The sequence below is a fragment of the Gracilimonas amylolytica genome (assembly GCF_002911695.1).
GTDB classification, from domain to species: Bacteria; Bacteroidota; Rhodothermia; order Balneolales; family Balneolaceae; genus Gracilimonas; species Gracilimonas amylolytica.
Genome location: NZ_PQBS01000032.1, coordinates 76,783 through 91,361 on the forward strand (window position 1 = coordinate 76,783; position 14,579 = coordinate 91,361).

The window sequence follows — 14,579 nt, forward strand, 5'->3', positions numbered from 1 at the left end:
TTATAAAAAATCGTTTTTATGTTCCATCATATAGTTAAAGGCCGCATCATGATCATTCGGAATATCACCATTCAAAATCGCTTCTTTCACGGCATCTTTTACATCGCCAACGGCTCGGCTTGGTTTTATATTCAGTGCTTTCATGATCTCCTCTCCTGACAGTGGGTTCTTCCAGTTCCTGATCCGGTCTTTTTCTTCAACCTCTTTGATCCGCTTTTCCACATAGTCAAAGTTCTGCTGATATTTCTCCTGCTTGTACTCATTCTTAGTGGTGACATCTGCCCGGCAAAGCTTCATGAGATCATCAATATCATCACCGGCCTCATAAATTAACCTGCGTATTGCGGAATCCGAAACTTCATCCGAAACCAAAGCAATAGGCCTGAGGTGAAGGCGCACCAATTTCCGAACGTAACGCATGCGTTCATCCAGAGGGAGCCCAAGCCGGCGAAAAATCTTCTTGGTCCATTTAGCACCCAGGGCATCATGTCCGTGAAACGTCCAGCCGGCTTTTGGGTGGAACCTCTGAGTTGGCGGCTTGGCAATATCGTGCATGATAGCTGCCCAGCGTAACCATAGATCTGCCCCCAGCTCAATAACATTATCCAGTACTTTCAGGGTATGCCAGAAATTATCCTTATGCCGAACGCCTTTGATCTCTTTAACCCCATGCAGGTTGTGCATTTCGGGGAAAAACTCCTTCAGCAGTCCGGTCTTAAACAACATGGTAAATCCGAGAGAAGGATGATCACTCAATATGATCTTATTCAACTCATCAATGATCCGTTCTTTTGAAATGATATTGATCCGGCTTGCCATTTCGGTGATGGCATTAAAGGTCTCTTCCTCGATCCTAAAATTGAGTTGAGAGGCAAAACGAATGGCCCGCATCATTCTAAGTGGGTCATCGCTGAAGGTTTGATGAGGATCGATCGGGGTTTTGATATTCTTGTTTTCCAGATCTTCCATACCGCCAAAAGGATCGACCAATTCACCGTAATTCTCCTCATTGAGCGACCAGGACATGGCATTGATGGTAAGGTCCCGCCTTAGTTGGTCGTCCTCAAGGGTGCCGTCTTCCACAATAGGCTTTCTGGAATCCCTGCGGTAACTTTCCTTTCGGGCCCCCACAAACTCCAGTTCCAGGTCTCCCGTTTTGACTTGTGCCGTTCCAAATTGCTTGTAAACAGCCAGTGAGGAGTTTTTGATCTTATCAGAAACTGACCTAGCCAGTTTAATTCCGGAACCGACTGTAACAAAGTCGATATCCATCGCTCCTTCTTTTAAGCGGTTCAAATAATGATCACGTACATAACCGCCAACTACATAAACCGGGCAATCCAGTTCTTCTGCGGCCTGACTAATGATCTTAAATACTTTCTGGTGCGACGTTGGTATGTTTTTCATGTGTTTCAAAGCACTACAAAGATAGGAATGTTAAACGTTGCTTTCAGAGGATTACTAAGATATTTTCATTACCATTGTTACATTACAAAGAGACCTCGATAAGTCAAAAATATAGATATGGGAAATACAAAAACCTGGGTGATCGCTACAAATGGAACCAAATACGCAAGTGAGGCCGTAAAATATGCGGCTGAATTATACCGTGACTTGAGAACAGAACCGGAGATCTACATTCTGGTAGTGGCTACCGACGATGAGGCTGTTACCCAGGCTAAAGCTATTCTGGAAATGGCAAACTTCACCTTCGAGGATATCGCGGGAAAAGAGGGAGCTTTGACAACCCTGGTTGAAATTGGGGAACCGGGTGAGGTCATCATACAACAAATGAAAAAATTAAACGGTGACCACTTGTTCATAGGCGGGGCCGATTTCAAATGGGATATTAATGATGAGGGTGACGGTGGTATCAGTAACTACATCATTGAAAACATTAGCGGTGGTATCACACTCATAAAGTAACTTTTCAGTTTGTTTTACACATAATATTCACATCTCCATATATATTTATAGTAAATGAACCCTGTACATCATGGAAGCTCATTTACTTTTAGAAGCCAGATTACCCATGGTGGGGTCGGCTACCGACTTCACATATAAATGGTGTGTAAATATGGGGTTGAGCCGGGATGACGCTACAAAAATGGCCCTGGCTACCGATGAAGTTCTAACTGACATCCTTCTCCACGGATATAAAAATGAGTCGGGTTACATCGAAATATGGTTTCAATACACCTTTTCAGAGATCGAGATCGCCATTCAGGAAAAGGGTGAACCTTTTGATCCCGAAAAACACAGCTATAATGCGGACAGGGCCATAAAATACAATGACTTTGAAGGCGCCGCATTAAAGACGATCCGGAAAATGACCGATCAGTTTCTTTTCTTGAACCGGGGCAAAGATGGAAAAGAGTTTCGGCTGGTCAAGCAGTTTACTTCCTCCCACATAAAAGATCTGCTACCTGAGCATCTTGACCCGGAAGACCTGGATGAACCTGAAGCTGATTGTGATTATCTGTTGACACCCGCTACCACCGAAGATGCAGAAGATATTGCCAAACTCATTTATCGGTCTTACAGTTACACCTACTCCAAAGAAGACCTGTATTTCCCTAAGCGTATTGAAACGGCCATCAAGCACGAGTATAAATTTGGGACCATCGTTCGGACTGAAGCCGGGGGTCCTGCAGGATATTTTGCCGTCATCAAAAGTACAGATTCCATGATCGGGGAGGTGGGAGAGGCCGTGGTTTCACCAAACCACCGTGGACGTGGACTCATGAAAAAAATGATGAATGAACTCATCAAAATGAGTAAACAACGCGGTCTGCTCGGATTGTTTGGTATGGCATCTACTTTTCACATCATCAGCCAAAAGGTCAATGATAAATTTGGGTTCAGAAGTACCGCCCTGATCATCGCTAAATCTCCTCAGAAGCTGTACAAAGGAATGGCCTCGCAGGCCTCTGAGGTCGTCAGTGTGGTCATGGATTTCCTGCCATTAACCAGGTTATGGCGCAAGCCCATTATATTACCCGATGAATACGAAGATATACTAAGTGAGATCTATGCACAGTTCACCGGTCAAAACAGAACGATCGGAGCTGAAACCCCGGCTTTTCAAGATCCCGACCAAACCGACCTTGGGCTTACCATTAATTACGAGACCCAAAATGTCCTAATAACGGTCAAGGATTACGGAAAGACCTTTGAAACAAGCTGTCTTCGTTTGTTCAGAAGTATAGATGAACTGAATCTGAATGCGATTTATATCGACCTGCCGCTTAAAAGCACACGCATAAATGGTGCGGTCGAGTGGTTAAAAGAACAGGGATTTATCTTTAGTGGCCTCATGCCTCTGTTTCATCAGGAACATGACTTTATGCGCATGCAGAAGATCATGATCGAAACGAATTTTGATAAAATTAACACCTATACAGAGTTAGCCGGTAAACTGAAATCACTCATTAAAATGGAGTATGATGCAGTACAAAAAAGATAAATATAGAATTGAGGTTGAGCTGCCGGGCGATTTCAATCTGAATGCAGTGCGGCTCATTTCTGAGCAAATGGGAGACCGAAAGGAACTGCGTATCGACTTGTCCAAAGCTCACTTTGTGAATAGCAAAGCCATCATTTTCATGCATAAACTCATGTTCGGCGAAAAGCAGGTGATGGTAAAGCTCAAAGATCCTCCAAAGATTTTTTTTGAACTCCTACAAACCCTCGGTCTTCATACGGTATGGAACCTGGACGAAATTGTTGAACCTTAAAGAACTCCCAAAATGACACCTAAAAACGACCTGACAGTTACCCGTCTCAATCTTGAATTTCCGGTCTGGGATCAGATCTTTACGGTTCACCCTTTGGTTATCGTTGGAACGGTTGAGCCTGATGCTTCACCGGATTTTGCCCCCAAACACATGGCATTTCCCCTGGGCTGGAAAAATTATTTCGGCTTTGTATGCACTCCCAATCATTCGACCTACCAAAACATCAAACGAACCGGTGAGTTTACCGTTACTTATCCCAAACCGGATCAATTGGTACTAACGAGTCTGACAGCTGCCCCTCGCTGTGACGACGATACCAAGCCTGAATTAAAAAGCATGGATACTTTTTCTGCTACTGAGGTGGATGGAGAGTTCATCAAAAACGGATACTTATTTCTGGAATGTAAACTGGAGCGATTTGTAGATGGCTTTGGGGAGAACAGCCTGATACTTGGGGAAGTGGTTGCCGCCCACGCCGAAAACAACTTCATCCGAAAACCCTCTCAACCCGATGGAGAGAAATTACGCAGAAACCCACAACTGGTTTATGTGTCACCGGGTCGTTATGCCACCATTGAAGACACCCGGGCTTTTCCTTTCCCAAAAGATTTTAAAAAGTAGGTTATGGAAAATGCGACTCAACATATCAGGGATATTGACATAAAATCAGGCTATCGCGATTACTTCCTGAATATCTTACAAAAGCTGGTTGAAACAGAAACTCCGCCGGCAGATCCGGCATCACATAAAGCTTTATTTTCGATCCTTGAGAAGGAGCTTGAAGGACTTGGGTATGAGGTTTCTATGTACAATGGAGTTAAAAGCGGTGGACAGTTATTTGCCAAACCAAAAGCTCAAAAAACAGGGTGCTATCAGCTGCTGCTTGGTCACATTGACACCGTATGGCCGACAGATACCCTTCAAAAGATGCCATTCCGTAATGAAGATAACACGCTGACCGGTCCCGGTGTGTATGATATGAAAGCCGGAGTGGCGATGATGCTGACGGCTCTAAAGGTGATATATGACCACGATGATGTGGAACCGGTTGTAACGCCCATTCTGTTTTTGAATTCAGATGAAGAAAGTGGAAGTGTTGAATCCGCATCCCGAATTAAATTGCTGGCACGAGCCATGAACCGGGTGTTGGTGCTCGAACCATCTCTTGACCCGGATGGTAAGATCAAAACCCGCCGGAAAGGAGTCGGGCATTTTGATGTGACCATAAAAGGGGTATCATCTCATGCCGGTATTGAGCCTGAAAAAGGTCGAAGTGCCATTTTGGAATTATCTTATCTCATTCAAAAGCTGCATCAGCTGAATGACCCTGAAAATGGTATTTCCGTGAATGTCGGCACCATTGATGGGGGTATAAGTACGAATGTGGTAGCGCCGGAAAGCCGGGCTTCGGTTGATGTTCGCGTAAGAACCAAAGCAGATGCCAAGCGCCTTACAAACGAGATCACTGCCATGGAGTCAGATACCGAAGGGGTGACCTTAGAGATCAAAGGCGGGTTTCGTCGGCCTCCGTTGGTTCAGAACAAAAGGAACAGGGCTCTGTGGCAGGCAGCAAAAGAAGTCGGTGATCAGCTTGGACTGGAACTGACTGAAGGCACCTCCGGTGGCGGTTCTGATGGCAGCTACACCAGCTTGTTTGCGGCTACCTTAGATGGGTTAGGAGCCGTAGGTGATGGGGCTCATAGCCCTACGGAAAGGGTTTTTCTTAATGAAACGCTCCAGAGAATTCCCCTGATCGTGAATTTATTACTTTTACCACCCTTAAATGAACAGGGTTAATTTCAGTAACTAATCGTAGCCCTTAAACTTGAATAACTCAGGGACCGGATCTTTTAACGCATAGTATAATCCGGTTTGCGTGAATGAGTAGGAGCGTCCATTTTTTGATCTGAACATTTCCTTTAAAGCGGTGGTAGTCAGTACAAACTGGGTGTCCTTAAACTCCGGAAGCGGGAAACTTTCACCCAATGCAATTTTACAAGCCAGTAAAGGAAAGTTTATCCCTGCCTCTAATGAACCGAGCATGGTTGTCCAATACCGGGCGTTGAAATCTACGAGTTTGTAGGAGCCTTCACGTTCATCAAACCGGAAGTCGAGGTGACAGATCCCGGACCAGTTTAGCTTTTTGATGATCTCACTGATCTGATCAAGAAACCCCTCATTATGTAACAGTTCAATACCCGGAGAGTATTGAAGTTCCTGAAGAATGAATCCTTTTTGGAGGGTATAAGCCAGTATCTCTCCCTGATCACACAATAAACTACAGTCAATATCAAAACCGGGGATGTATTCCTGTAATAAGTAGTTATTTGGATCAATTGGATTTTCTTCAAGGAATTGATCCATTTCAAACCGGTCATCGAACATTCTTACACTGATACCATAGGCATCACCGCCACGATCCCACAGGGGTTTAAAAAGCACAGGAAAATTAAGGGATTCCGGAAGCATTTCATCCGGTTTTGATGGTACGTTCCATGTTCTCGCAAAAGGCAGATCATTTGCTTCCAGCCATTCATTCAAGGCATTTTTGTCGATCACCTGATGCAGGGTTTTAAGGTCTGATAACGGAGATATACTGGTCAAGTCGCTTATCTCATCTTTGTATTTGATTACAAATTCAACAGCCGGTTCATCGATCGGGAGCAGTACATCAGACTCGGTCTTTTGTATGATCGCCTTGAGGCTCAGAAGTTGTTCATCATCCGACTTACCGGAAAGAACGGTATAAGATCTCAGATAGCGGCTAAATCGAGTGCCGGTTTTGCCTTTTGCTGCATAGTGTATGGTAAGTCCCGGTTCCTGCCCTAAACAACGCACCACCGGTAAACCTAACCTATTTTCCCCGCCAAATAACAAGACTGAATAGTTTTCCTGACTCAAAATACCCTGTTTTTAATTTTCATTGTTATATACCTCGAAAAACTGAGCTGTAAATCTCCTGATTTATCTCATCTTTAACAATTGTCATTGATTAGATTCAATTAATATGAATACGAAGTTTGAAGAATCCTTTTAATCTCTCATATTAGGTGCATGGAGCAATCAAACACAGATAATTCCAGGCTGATAAAAGTGGCCGCCCTCTTAGTAATTGGGGTGTTAGTGGTCTACATCATGATCAACGCACAGTTCATTTTACTGCCTCTTGTATGGGCCGCCTTTATTGCCTTACTGATCCTGCCACTGACCGAGAAACTGGAACAGATCAAATTTCCCAGGTGGTTATCCATTATTTCTGTTTTGATTCTGGTCACGGCAACCTTAAGTATCATATTGTATTTACTTTCGCTACAGGTGGGAGGCTTGCTGAGGGATATTCCGGCTGTGACCGGTAAGCTTGATATCTGGTTCACTGACCTCCAGCATTTACTTGAAATACGTATCGGGATCTCTCACGAATTATTAACCCGGCAGGCCTCCAATTCTTTATCGCAGATCATTCAAACCGGGTTAAATGAACTGAGTAACTCTCTCTTTTCTGTGTTCAGGTTACTAACGGTGATCAGCGTGATCCCACTCTATATTTTCTTTATGCTTTACTACCGGGATGTGTTTTATCGTGGATCTCTGCAGTTATTCATCAACTATCACGACCAAACCCGCTGGCTCTTCAACAAGATCATTAAAGTGGCTCAACAATATTTAAGAGGGCTTATGCTAGTCACCCTGATAGTTGGAGTCTTATTTTATGTGGTTCTGTACGTGCTGAATGTTAAGTATGCTTTTTTCTTCGCCGTCTTTCTGGCGTTCTTCAACCTGATCCCTTACATCGGTGTATTTATTTCTTCCCTGTTGGTGGTGCTCTATTCTATCACAACCAGCGATTCCATGTTTTACCCGGTGGCTATTCTTATTTCACTCTGGGTCATTCAGCTTATTGAGAACAACCTGATCACCCCTTATGTAGTTGGTTCACAGGTCAAGATCAACCCATTGGCGGCACTGATCGCTGTATTTGCAGGAGCTTCTATCTGGGGAGTATCGGGCATGATCTTATTCATCCCCTTAGTTGGCGTACTTAAAGTCGTTTTCGACGAATTTGAAAGTCTGAAACCCTTTGGTCTGTTTCTTGGAAAGTATTGAATTCAGATTAGTTAGCGGACTTACTTCTTTTCAAGTTTTGAGATAAACTCATTGATCTTATCGACTCTTTTTTGCTCTGATGTTTGAGCGTTCACTTCCTTCAGCATATTCTTCACCTCACTCGTAGTCAGATCCTCAAACTCTTTAATAAGACCCGCCACCTCAAAGCTTTCTCGTAGCTCAGATTCATCTATAAGTCTATCCTTGGTTTGAAGAAACAAGGTCACCCGCACCATATCGCCACCCGTCTTACCAATGGTTTCCCGAATCTCTTTATTCACTGAAATATTCTTGTCGTCATCCTTTCTGGGGGCAAGATTCAGTTCATTTATTTCGCAGTTATCTATGGTTCCTGATACTTTCAGATCTCCCCATTTTCCCTCAATGTCGGCTGTGTCAGGAATCACAATATGATAGGTCCACGCTCCATTTCCTTTTTTATACCGAAGCTTTAGATCTTCATTTTTGACCAGTGTTCTCATTTCAATCATATTTAATCGATAAACAGGTATTCTTTTTTAAGACTAACAGCTTTCTTCCCTGAACCGTGCAAATGACCACCTATTTATTTACTAGACCCTGGCTTGTCCTCATGAACTAAAACATAGATATTACCCGTACTCATGAACAACTCTTCAGGTAATGAAAAACGCAGCCTCTCTAACACTTTTTCTTCTCGTACCTATCTTTTTATTCTTTTCCTGTGTCTCTGAAAACCAATTTTCCCTGAGTACACCCGAAGTCATTACATCCGGATATCAATTCACGGAAGGACCTCACTGGCTTGAAGATGGTAGCCTGATATTTAGTGATATTCCGGCAAACAAGGTCTATCAATGGCAGCCGGGATCAGAAGAAACAACCATCTTTATCGATTCCTCCGGTAGTTCAAACGGTATAGACGGCTTGCCGGGTGGTACCATTGTATTAACACAGCACGATGGTATGGTCTCAAAATTGAATGAGGCCGGCAAATTGGAAGCTTTGGTCAAAAATTATAAGGGAATGAGACTCAACAGCCCGAATGACCTGGCTATACGCTCTGATTCTCTGATCTATTTTACCGATCCGCCTTATGGGGTATCGGCTGAAGATCAGGAGCTTGATTTTGCCGGTGTGTACAGCATTGACCAGAACGGAGCTTTAATACTCCTGTACGATCAGCTTGCTCTGCCTAACGGCATTACATTTTCACCCGATGAGACACACTTATATGTCAGTGATTCTGAAACTGGAGACATACTGCGTTTTGAAGTCCTTGAGAATGGTGACCTTTCCGATCATATTGTTTTTGCAAATATTGGGAAACCGGGTGACAAAGGTGCTGCCGATGGACTGATAACCGATTCCGAAGGCCGGCTTTATACCACTGGTCCCAATGGGTTAACCGTTTTTGATGTGGAAGGCAATCAGTTGGCAACTTTAAGTTTTGATGAGCAGATCACAAATGTGGAGTGGGGCAGTGATGAAAAAACACTGTATATAACGGGAGCCAACAACGTTTATCAAATTATCGTCAGCAACTATTAATTCTTCATTAGTAATAACTCTACCGTATAATCTTCCTTATTTATCTTTTTATTTAAGCTTGGATATGGCTTTAAATCCTTTAACTCCAGCCTGTACCCGGACAACGTTGTATCCTGAGGATCCAGATAAGTATTTAATTCAGTTTTAAGCTCGTTAAGCTGAATAACGATCCTTCCATTACCTGCCCAGAAACAAGTTGCCCCTTCCGGACACCGTGAATCCTCCAGCAGCTCATCGAATCGAACGTTTAGATCCTCTTGTTGAAACATCACACTTTCCCCAAGTTTGATCTTGAAAGGTTCTCCAATCTCTGGAGTCACTGAGTTAACTGAGTTATCGCAACTCAGTAGCAATATGGTAAGTAAAACTATACCTGATAAATTTTTCAAAATCCTATCCCCTTAATAATTCTTACGTATATAAATAGGTAAAAGGAAAAACTATTTCAACACAGCACTCATCCAATGGTTTAGGTCTGTTAAGAACATCAAATACGATTCTCCTTTTTCAAAATTATGAGATTCCAATTAATTCCAATTGGATATTAAACTTTTCTTTCCCCTATTTTAGCTTCCGTTGTTAGCAATCAATATAATTTTAGTACGTGACCTTAGATCTGTTTGAACCAGCGGCCGTCACCCAAAAGGAGCGGGTGAATAATGCCATGGGTGAGGAGCTGCCTCCTCACGAACCCGGCGTATATACTATGTACGACCGTCATGATCAGGTGATGTATGTTGGAAAGGCTAAAGACCTTCAGCAGCGGATCACTTCTTATCGCTACACCAAGTCGAAAAAGTTACAACGGATGATCGCTCATCTTGAACGGGTATCTTACGAGGTCTGTAACACCGAAACGGATGCCATCCTGCTTGAAAACCTCCTCATCCGTTCACTCCGGCCACCATTCAATCATGCCAACAAAAAACCCGAAACTTACTACTATATCTCCACGGCACGCAGGGGGTATAACCGCGAGTTCCGGCTTTCCATGCGGGTTTTGGATGATTACCCAAACGTATATGGGTGTTTTAAAGGTCATCTGAAAACACGAAAAGGTCTCGGCGCTATGCTGAAACTCTTGTATGTGATGAATCGACCCATCCGCAGTGCCACCTACTTGCCAAGTCAGCTTCTGAACAGGATGACACCTCAGAAATTTCAGATCCGATTAGATACACAAACCGGTGTATTGGTGGATCAATTCTTGAAAGGGAGTTCCGGCTTACTGGTTGATGAACTGGAAGAACAGGTGATGGGGATTCGATTCAAAGATCGGTTCACCGAAAATTATTTTGATAACGAGCTTGAACAGCTTCGTATGTTTTTTACCCTGGGGCCAAACCGTAATTATCGACTGCAGAAAGAGCTTGGGCTGGATTCGGTGCTCATAAACCAGGATGAGATCGATGACCTGATGGCCTTAATGGGTTGACTTTTCATTGATATAAGCAGTGTATGCTTTATTGCTTCGACGCAAAGCGATCGGAGCAAGTGGGGGCAATTAATGGGCTTTATAGATACGGTTTTTAATAACTGCTACGAACCTCCCCCTTCAATACAACGTAGCTTTTTACACCTTGAGACCCTTCGCATTATGCCAAATCATCCTGATCATTCATTTTAAGCGCTCAGGGTTATAGATATCAGTTAATTCGATGACAATGTTGGTTAAGATGAAGACCCTGAAGGGGTCACATATGAATAACCCAGGGTAAAGCCGCGTAAGCGGGAGCAACCCTGGGATACATCTCCCGAAATAGCAAAAACCCAAGCAACGAAAGGAGCCAAAATATCACATGACTATCGCAGGGTTGGAGCAAGCGGACACCAAAGCCACTAAAAAAATTGGTTGCCCAAGCTTCGTTAAACGGTATAGACCAAATCCCCTTTTAGAGTCGTGCAGGAAAAAGTTTAATATTCTGTCCTCGAATTATCTAACATCTACAAGGGTGACAGCCGGGAACTCTGGTTATTCCGAACTCACGTTATAAGTTGCACCACGCTCCGCGTTGGAGCGATGCACTTATGGTCACTTGATGTTCCTTATTGAATGTTCAACCCACCCAATCCATATAATCACTTAGCTCGCCTCTGTTATCTGCGTTCTTTCCGGTTTTGGTCTGAACCGATTCGGGATATTCATCAGGAAACAGAAAAATGGCTCCCAAAAGGATCTCATGCTTTGGAATGCCAAGGTACTTCAGCACTTTGGGTTTTCTTAAACACCCACCAGACGACCAATAGGCATTGATCCCCTGATCGGTTGCTGCCAACAGGAGGTTTTGAATGGCAGCCCCGGTAGCGGCAATATGTTCCATATTCTTCACATTCGGGTGGTACTTACGACCCTTACTTCGGTTCTTTTCCGGGATCCAGGTTCCGAGTATCAGGGCATCGGCGGCCGCCAGCATTTGCTTGATGCCATCCGTCGATTTAACGGGTTTTTCATCGATCAATGCCTCAAGTAAAGACCTGCATCCGGCTCCGTCGATGGCATGAAATCGCCATGGCTCAGAACCTTTTAAATTTTTGGCCCGCTGCTTTTCAGGGCTTTCATAATGAAAGGGAGCCTGAGCTGCCAGTTCTATGAGTTGCTCTACCGTTGACCTGAATTCAACTCCTTTTGTAACCGGTAATGGTGATTCGGGATTTGCTCTCAGCTTCAGGGTCTTGCGGGCACGAATAGCTTCTTCAGTATTCATTCAGGTTTTATTTGGTTCGGTTTATTAATAAGAAGATAAGGATTAGATCATTATTCAAACACCAGAACGGAATACCCAACATGGAATAAAGAAGTATGAATTACCTGGATACCGGGTGTTCCGTGTTGGTTATTTGATATTCAAGCTAACCCACATCAATCAATCCAGAATATAGTTCTTAGCGATTTGATTGTATTCTTTTACTTCCTGTTCCACCCAGTCCTCATCTTTTCCAAACTCTTGGGCTATGAGTCGGCCGACCTCAGGGGCCATTTCCATACTGGCTTTGGCATCCAGCAACAGCGCGCGGGTTCTGCGAGACAGAATATCTTCAATGGTTTGAGCCATTTCATTACGTACGGCCCAGATGACCTCCGCTTTCACATAGGGGAGATCCGGATGTATTTTCTCACCCAGTTCCGGGTTCTCCTCTATCAGTTTTTCCAGTGCTACTTTATCTGATCCATATACATAGAGGTGGTTATTTCGATCCACATTCTTAAGCCACCCATGGATACGAAGGTCTTTGGTTGGGGTTTCCTTGACATCCAGCCCGGCAACCATAGCGGCCTGATCTATGGTATCTTCCGCCATTTTTCGATAGGTCGTCCATTTTCCTCCCGCTATGGTCACCAAGCCGGATTCCGAGAACTGTATATGGTGACTTCTCGATATTTCTGATGTATTCTTGGCGTCTGCAGGACTTACAAGTGGCCTGATACCTGCAAACACGCTTTTGACATCTTTTCTTTCCGGATCTTTGGTCAAATACTGAGCCGCGTGCCTTAATACAAACTCGATCTCTTCTTCCAGAGCTATAGGCTCCAGGGTAGCTTTTTCAACCGGTGTGTCTGTGGTTCCAACAATCACTTTATCATGCCAAGGGACTGCAAATAAGACACGGCCATCATCCGTATGAGGTACCATGATGGCAGAATCACCGGGCAAAAACTCCTTATCCAATACAATGTGAATCCCCTGTGCATACTGAATGATCTTAGTATGACCTTCCTCATCCATTTCCAGGATATCATCCGAAAAGATACCGGTGGCATTAACCACCACCCGGGCATTGACCTCGTGATCCTTTCCGTTCAGCATATCACGGATCCTGACTCCCTCTATGAGGTTTTGCCCGTTTTTCTTCAATCCGGTCACCTTCATATAGTTAAGCGGAAAACCACCCTCATCATACATGGTTTGAGCCAGGTTTATAGATAACCGTGAATCATCAAACTGACCATCATAATAGATCACCCCACCACGCAGGCCATCCGGCTCAAGGGTTGGAATTTTCTCCAGGGTTTCTTCTTTTGACAGGTTTTTGGATTTATTGATTCCCAGTTTACCAGCCAGGGCGTCATACACTTTCATTCCCACTCCGTAAAACGGTCCGTTCCACCACTCATAGCTTGGTACTATGAATGACTGATGACTCACCAGGTGAGGGGCATTCTGAATTAACAACCCGCGTTCATGCAGGGCTTCAATCACCAGCGAAACATCCCCTTGTTGCAGATATCTTACTCCGCCGTGAACCAGTTTTGTACTGCGACTTGAGGTTCCCTTGGCAAAATCGTGCATTTCCAGAAGCAGGATTTTGTAACCACGAGAGGCTGCATCAACCCCAACACCCAGTCCGGTTGCCCCTCCGCCAATGACTACTACGTCCCAGTAGTCATTATAGTTTTTTACGTGTTCGATGATCTCTGACCTGTTCATAGTAACTCCCTGTATGGTGAATATTCATCTAAATATTAGAGTATATATAACTAAAAATGAAGGGGCTGAAGTAGCTAAGGGTTAATGTTTGGTTTGCTTATACCATGATTTTAATTGCTTTAAGAGCTCTGCATGATTGCCTCCGTTGAAGCGCCACTCACATTCCTTTAAAAACCAGTAAAAATTATCTGCTTTGATGCCGTTAAATTTGCGCATATGACGCTTGGCTTGATTCCAGAAATTCTCTATTCCATTTATGTGATTCAGTTGATCTGCAAAGAGTTCACTGTGGTTAATTCGCATGTGGTGGAACTCAGAGATATCCAGGGCATTGTAGGAGCGAAAAGTATCGGTATAAACAATACTATCCGGCTGCACATTCTGTTGAATAATTGGTAGCAAGGTTTCTGTTTTAGCATTCGGAATAATAGCCGTGTACACTTTACCTCCACGCTTAAGTAATCCAAATACAGCTACTTTGCCGGTAGATCCACGGCCACGCTTACCTTTACGCTTGCCTCCAAAATAGCTTTCATCGGCTTCCACTTCCCCAGATAATTCATAACTGGGTAGTTTACTTGCAATGAGTTGACGTAGTCTCATAAAAAACCGTATAGCGGTGTTAGCTTGAACACCAATCAATTCCGAGGCTGCACGGGCCGTAGTACCTGCTACAAAATGTTCTATCAGCCGGCTTTGTTGGTGTGGGGTTAATCGACTTTTGCGTTCATACATAGTAACTAATTTAGCACCTTATTCAAGTCTTAGCTACTTCAGCCCC

At 43.8% G+C, this 14,579-nt stretch carries 15 protein-coding genes; 8 read left to right on the forward strand and 7 right to left on the reverse strand.

What is annotated here, in order from left to right:
* The gene (locus C3B73_RS07410) at positions 1 to 1,407 is read right to left on the reverse strand and encodes a CCA tRNA nucleotidyltransferase (RefSeq protein ID WP_103664964.1); all 1,407 of its coding nucleotides are present in this window, start codon (positions 1,405 to 1,407) and stop codon (positions 1 to 3) included.
* Positions 1,408 to 1,524: 117 nt separating this feature from the next.
* Here C3B73_RS07410 and C3B73_RS07415 point away from each other — a divergent pair, with 117 nt between their 5' ends.
* The 5 genes from C3B73_RS07415 to C3B73_RS07435 all read left to right on the forward strand — a co-directional run bounded on the left by C3B73_RS07415 (position 1,525) and on the right by C3B73_RS07435 (position 5,534).
* Entirely contained in the window at positions 1,525 to 1,926 is a 402-nt protein-coding gene (locus tag C3B73_RS07415) for a universal stress protein (protein ID WP_103664965.1), read from the forward strand.
* Positions 1,927 to 1,996: 70 nt separating this feature from the next.
* On the forward strand, positions 1,997 to 3,466 hold the full coding sequence (locus C3B73_RS07420) for a GNAT family N-acetyltransferase (protein ID WP_103664966.1): 1,470 nt from the start codon (positions 1,997 to 1,999) through the stop codon (positions 3,464 to 3,466).
* On the forward strand, positions 3,444 to 3,737 hold the full coding sequence (locus tag C3B73_RS07425) for a hypothetical protein (RefSeq protein WP_157939444.1): 294 nt from the start codon (positions 3,444 to 3,446) through the stop codon (positions 3,735 to 3,737). The genes C3B73_RS07420 and C3B73_RS07425 overlap by 23 nt, the downstream gene beginning before the upstream one ends.
* A gap of 12 nt (positions 3,738 to 3,749) precedes the next feature.
* Positions 3,750 to 4,358, forward strand: a complete 609-nt coding sequence (locus C3B73_RS07430) for a flavin reductase (RefSeq protein WP_103664968.1) — start codon at positions 3,750 to 3,752, stop codon at positions 4,356 to 4,358.
* A gap of 3 nt (positions 4,359 to 4,361) precedes the next feature.
* Positions 4,362 to 5,534 carry a M20/M25/M40 family metallo-hydrolase gene (locus C3B73_RS07435; RefSeq protein WP_103664969.1) on the forward strand — a complete coding sequence of 391 codons (1,173 nt, stop codon included), beginning with the start codon at positions 4,362 to 4,364 and terminating at the stop codon, positions 5,532 to 5,534.
* Positions 5,535 to 5,543: 9 nt separating this feature from the next.
* Here the strand turns inward: C3B73_RS07435 and C3B73_RS07440 are convergent, their stop codons facing one another.
* Positions 5,544 to 6,638 carry a carboxylate--amine ligase gene (locus tag C3B73_RS07440; protein WP_103664970.1) on the reverse strand — a complete coding sequence of 365 codons (1,095 nt, stop codon included), beginning with the start codon at positions 6,636 to 6,638 and terminating at the stop codon, positions 5,544 to 5,546.
* A gap of 153 nt (positions 6,639 to 6,791) precedes the next feature.
* On the opposite strand from C3B73_RS07440, the gene C3B73_RS07445 reads away from it, so the two are divergent.
* Positions 6,792 to 7,841 carry an AI-2E family transporter gene (locus tag C3B73_RS07445; RefSeq protein WP_103664971.1) on the forward strand — a complete coding sequence of 350 codons (1,050 nt, stop codon included), beginning with the start codon at positions 6,792 to 6,794 and terminating at the stop codon, positions 7,839 to 7,841.
* A gap of 20 nt (positions 7,842 to 7,861) precedes the next feature.
* Here C3B73_RS07445 and C3B73_RS07450 read toward each other — a convergent pair whose 3' ends face one another.
* Positions 7,862 to 8,323 carry a DUF1905 domain-containing protein gene (locus tag C3B73_RS07450; protein WP_103664981.1) on the reverse strand — a complete coding sequence of 154 codons (462 nt, stop codon included), beginning with the start codon at positions 8,321 to 8,323 and terminating at the stop codon, positions 7,862 to 7,864.
* Positions 8,324 to 8,483: 160 nt separating this feature from the next.
* On the opposite strand from C3B73_RS07450, the gene C3B73_RS07455 reads away from it, so the two are divergent.
* Complete coding sequence (locus tag C3B73_RS07455) at positions 8,484 to 9,371, forward strand: SMP-30/gluconolactonase/LRE family protein (RefSeq protein WP_103664972.1); 888 nt, start codon at positions 8,484 to 8,486, stop codon at positions 9,369 to 9,371.
* On the opposite strand, the gene C3B73_RS07460 is transcribed toward C3B73_RS07455, so the two are convergent.
* Complete coding sequence (locus tag C3B73_RS07460) at positions 9,368 to 9,760, reverse strand: hypothetical protein (RefSeq protein WP_157939445.1); 393 nt, start codon at positions 9,758 to 9,760, stop codon at positions 9,368 to 9,370. The genes C3B73_RS07455 and C3B73_RS07460 overlap by 4 nt on opposite strands.
* Before the next feature lie 215 nt (positions 9,761 to 9,975).
* Here C3B73_RS07460 and C3B73_RS07465 point away from each other — a divergent pair, with 215 nt between their 5' ends.
* Positions 9,976 to 10,806 carry a GIY-YIG nuclease family protein gene (locus C3B73_RS07465; protein ID WP_103664974.1) on the forward strand — a complete coding sequence of 277 codons (831 nt, stop codon included), beginning with the start codon at positions 9,976 to 9,978 and terminating at the stop codon, positions 10,804 to 10,806.
* 622 nt (positions 10,807 to 11,428) lie between these two features.
* Here C3B73_RS07465 and C3B73_RS07470 read toward each other — a convergent pair.
* The 3 genes from C3B73_RS07470 to C3B73_RS07480 all read right to left on the reverse strand — a co-directional run bounded on the left by C3B73_RS07470 (position 11,429) and on the right by C3B73_RS07480 (position 14,533).
* Positions 11,429 to 12,076, reverse strand: a complete 648-nt coding sequence (locus C3B73_RS07470; RefSeq protein WP_103664975.1) for a nitroreductase family protein — start codon at positions 12,074 to 12,076, stop codon at positions 11,429 to 11,431.
* Between the two features lie 159 nt (positions 12,077 to 12,235).
* Complete coding sequence (locus C3B73_RS07475; protein ID WP_103664976.1) at positions 12,236 to 13,798, reverse strand: glycerol-3-phosphate dehydrogenase/oxidase; 1,563 nt, start codon at positions 13,796 to 13,798, stop codon at positions 12,236 to 12,238.
* Positions 13,799 to 13,879: 81 nt separating this feature from the next.
* Positions 13,880 to 14,533, reverse strand: coding sequence for an IS1595 family transposase (locus tag C3B73_RS07480; RefSeq protein ID WP_103663931.1), 654 nt, complete (start codon positions 14,531 to 14,533; stop codon positions 13,880 to 13,882).
* Positions 14,534 to 14,579 lie beyond the last annotated feature (46 nt).

Coding starts and splice junctions, on each gene's coding strand:
- C3B73_RS07410 (WP_103664964.1), bottom strand. CDS start 1,407: ATGAAAAACATACCAACGTCGCACCAGAAAGTATTTAAGATCATTAGT.
- C3B73_RS07415 (WP_103664965.1), top strand. CDS start 1,525: ATGGGAAATACAAAAACCTGGGTGATCGCTACAAATGGAACCAAATAC.
- C3B73_RS07420 (WP_103664966.1), top strand. CDS start 1,997: ATGGAAGCTCATTTACTTTTAGAAGCCAGATTACCCATGGTGGGGTCG.
- C3B73_RS07425 (WP_157939444.1), top strand. CDS start 3,444: ATGATGCAGTACAAAAAAGATAAATATAGAATTGAGGTTGAGCTGCCG.
- C3B73_RS07430 (WP_103664968.1), top strand. CDS start 3,750: ATGACACCTAAAAACGACCTGACAGTTACCCGTCTCAATCTTGAATTT.
- C3B73_RS07435 (WP_103664969.1), top strand. CDS start 4,362: ATGGAAAATGCGACTCAACATATCAGGGATATTGACATAAAATCAGGC.
- C3B73_RS07445 (WP_103664971.1), top strand. CDS start 6,792: ATGGAGCAATCAAACACAGATAATTCCAGGCTGATAAAAGTGGCCGCC.
- C3B73_RS07450 (WP_103664981.1), bottom strand. CDS start 8,323: ATGAGAACACTGGTCAAAAATGAAGATCTAAAGCTTCGGTATAAAAAA.
- C3B73_RS07455 (WP_103664972.1), top strand. CDS start 8,484: ATGAAAAACGCAGCCTCTCTAACACTTTTTCTTCTCGTACCTATCTTT.
- C3B73_RS07470 (WP_103664975.1), bottom strand. CDS start 12,076: ATGAATACTGAAGAAGCTATTCGTGCCCGCAAGACCCTGAAGCTGAGA.
- C3B73_RS07475 (WP_103664976.1), bottom strand. CDS start 13,798: ATGAACAGGTCAGAGATCATCGAACACGTAAAAAACTATAATGACTAC.
- C3B73_RS07480 (WP_103663931.1), bottom strand. CDS start 14,533: ATGTATGAACGCAAAAGTCGATTAACCCCACACCAACAAAGCCGGCTG.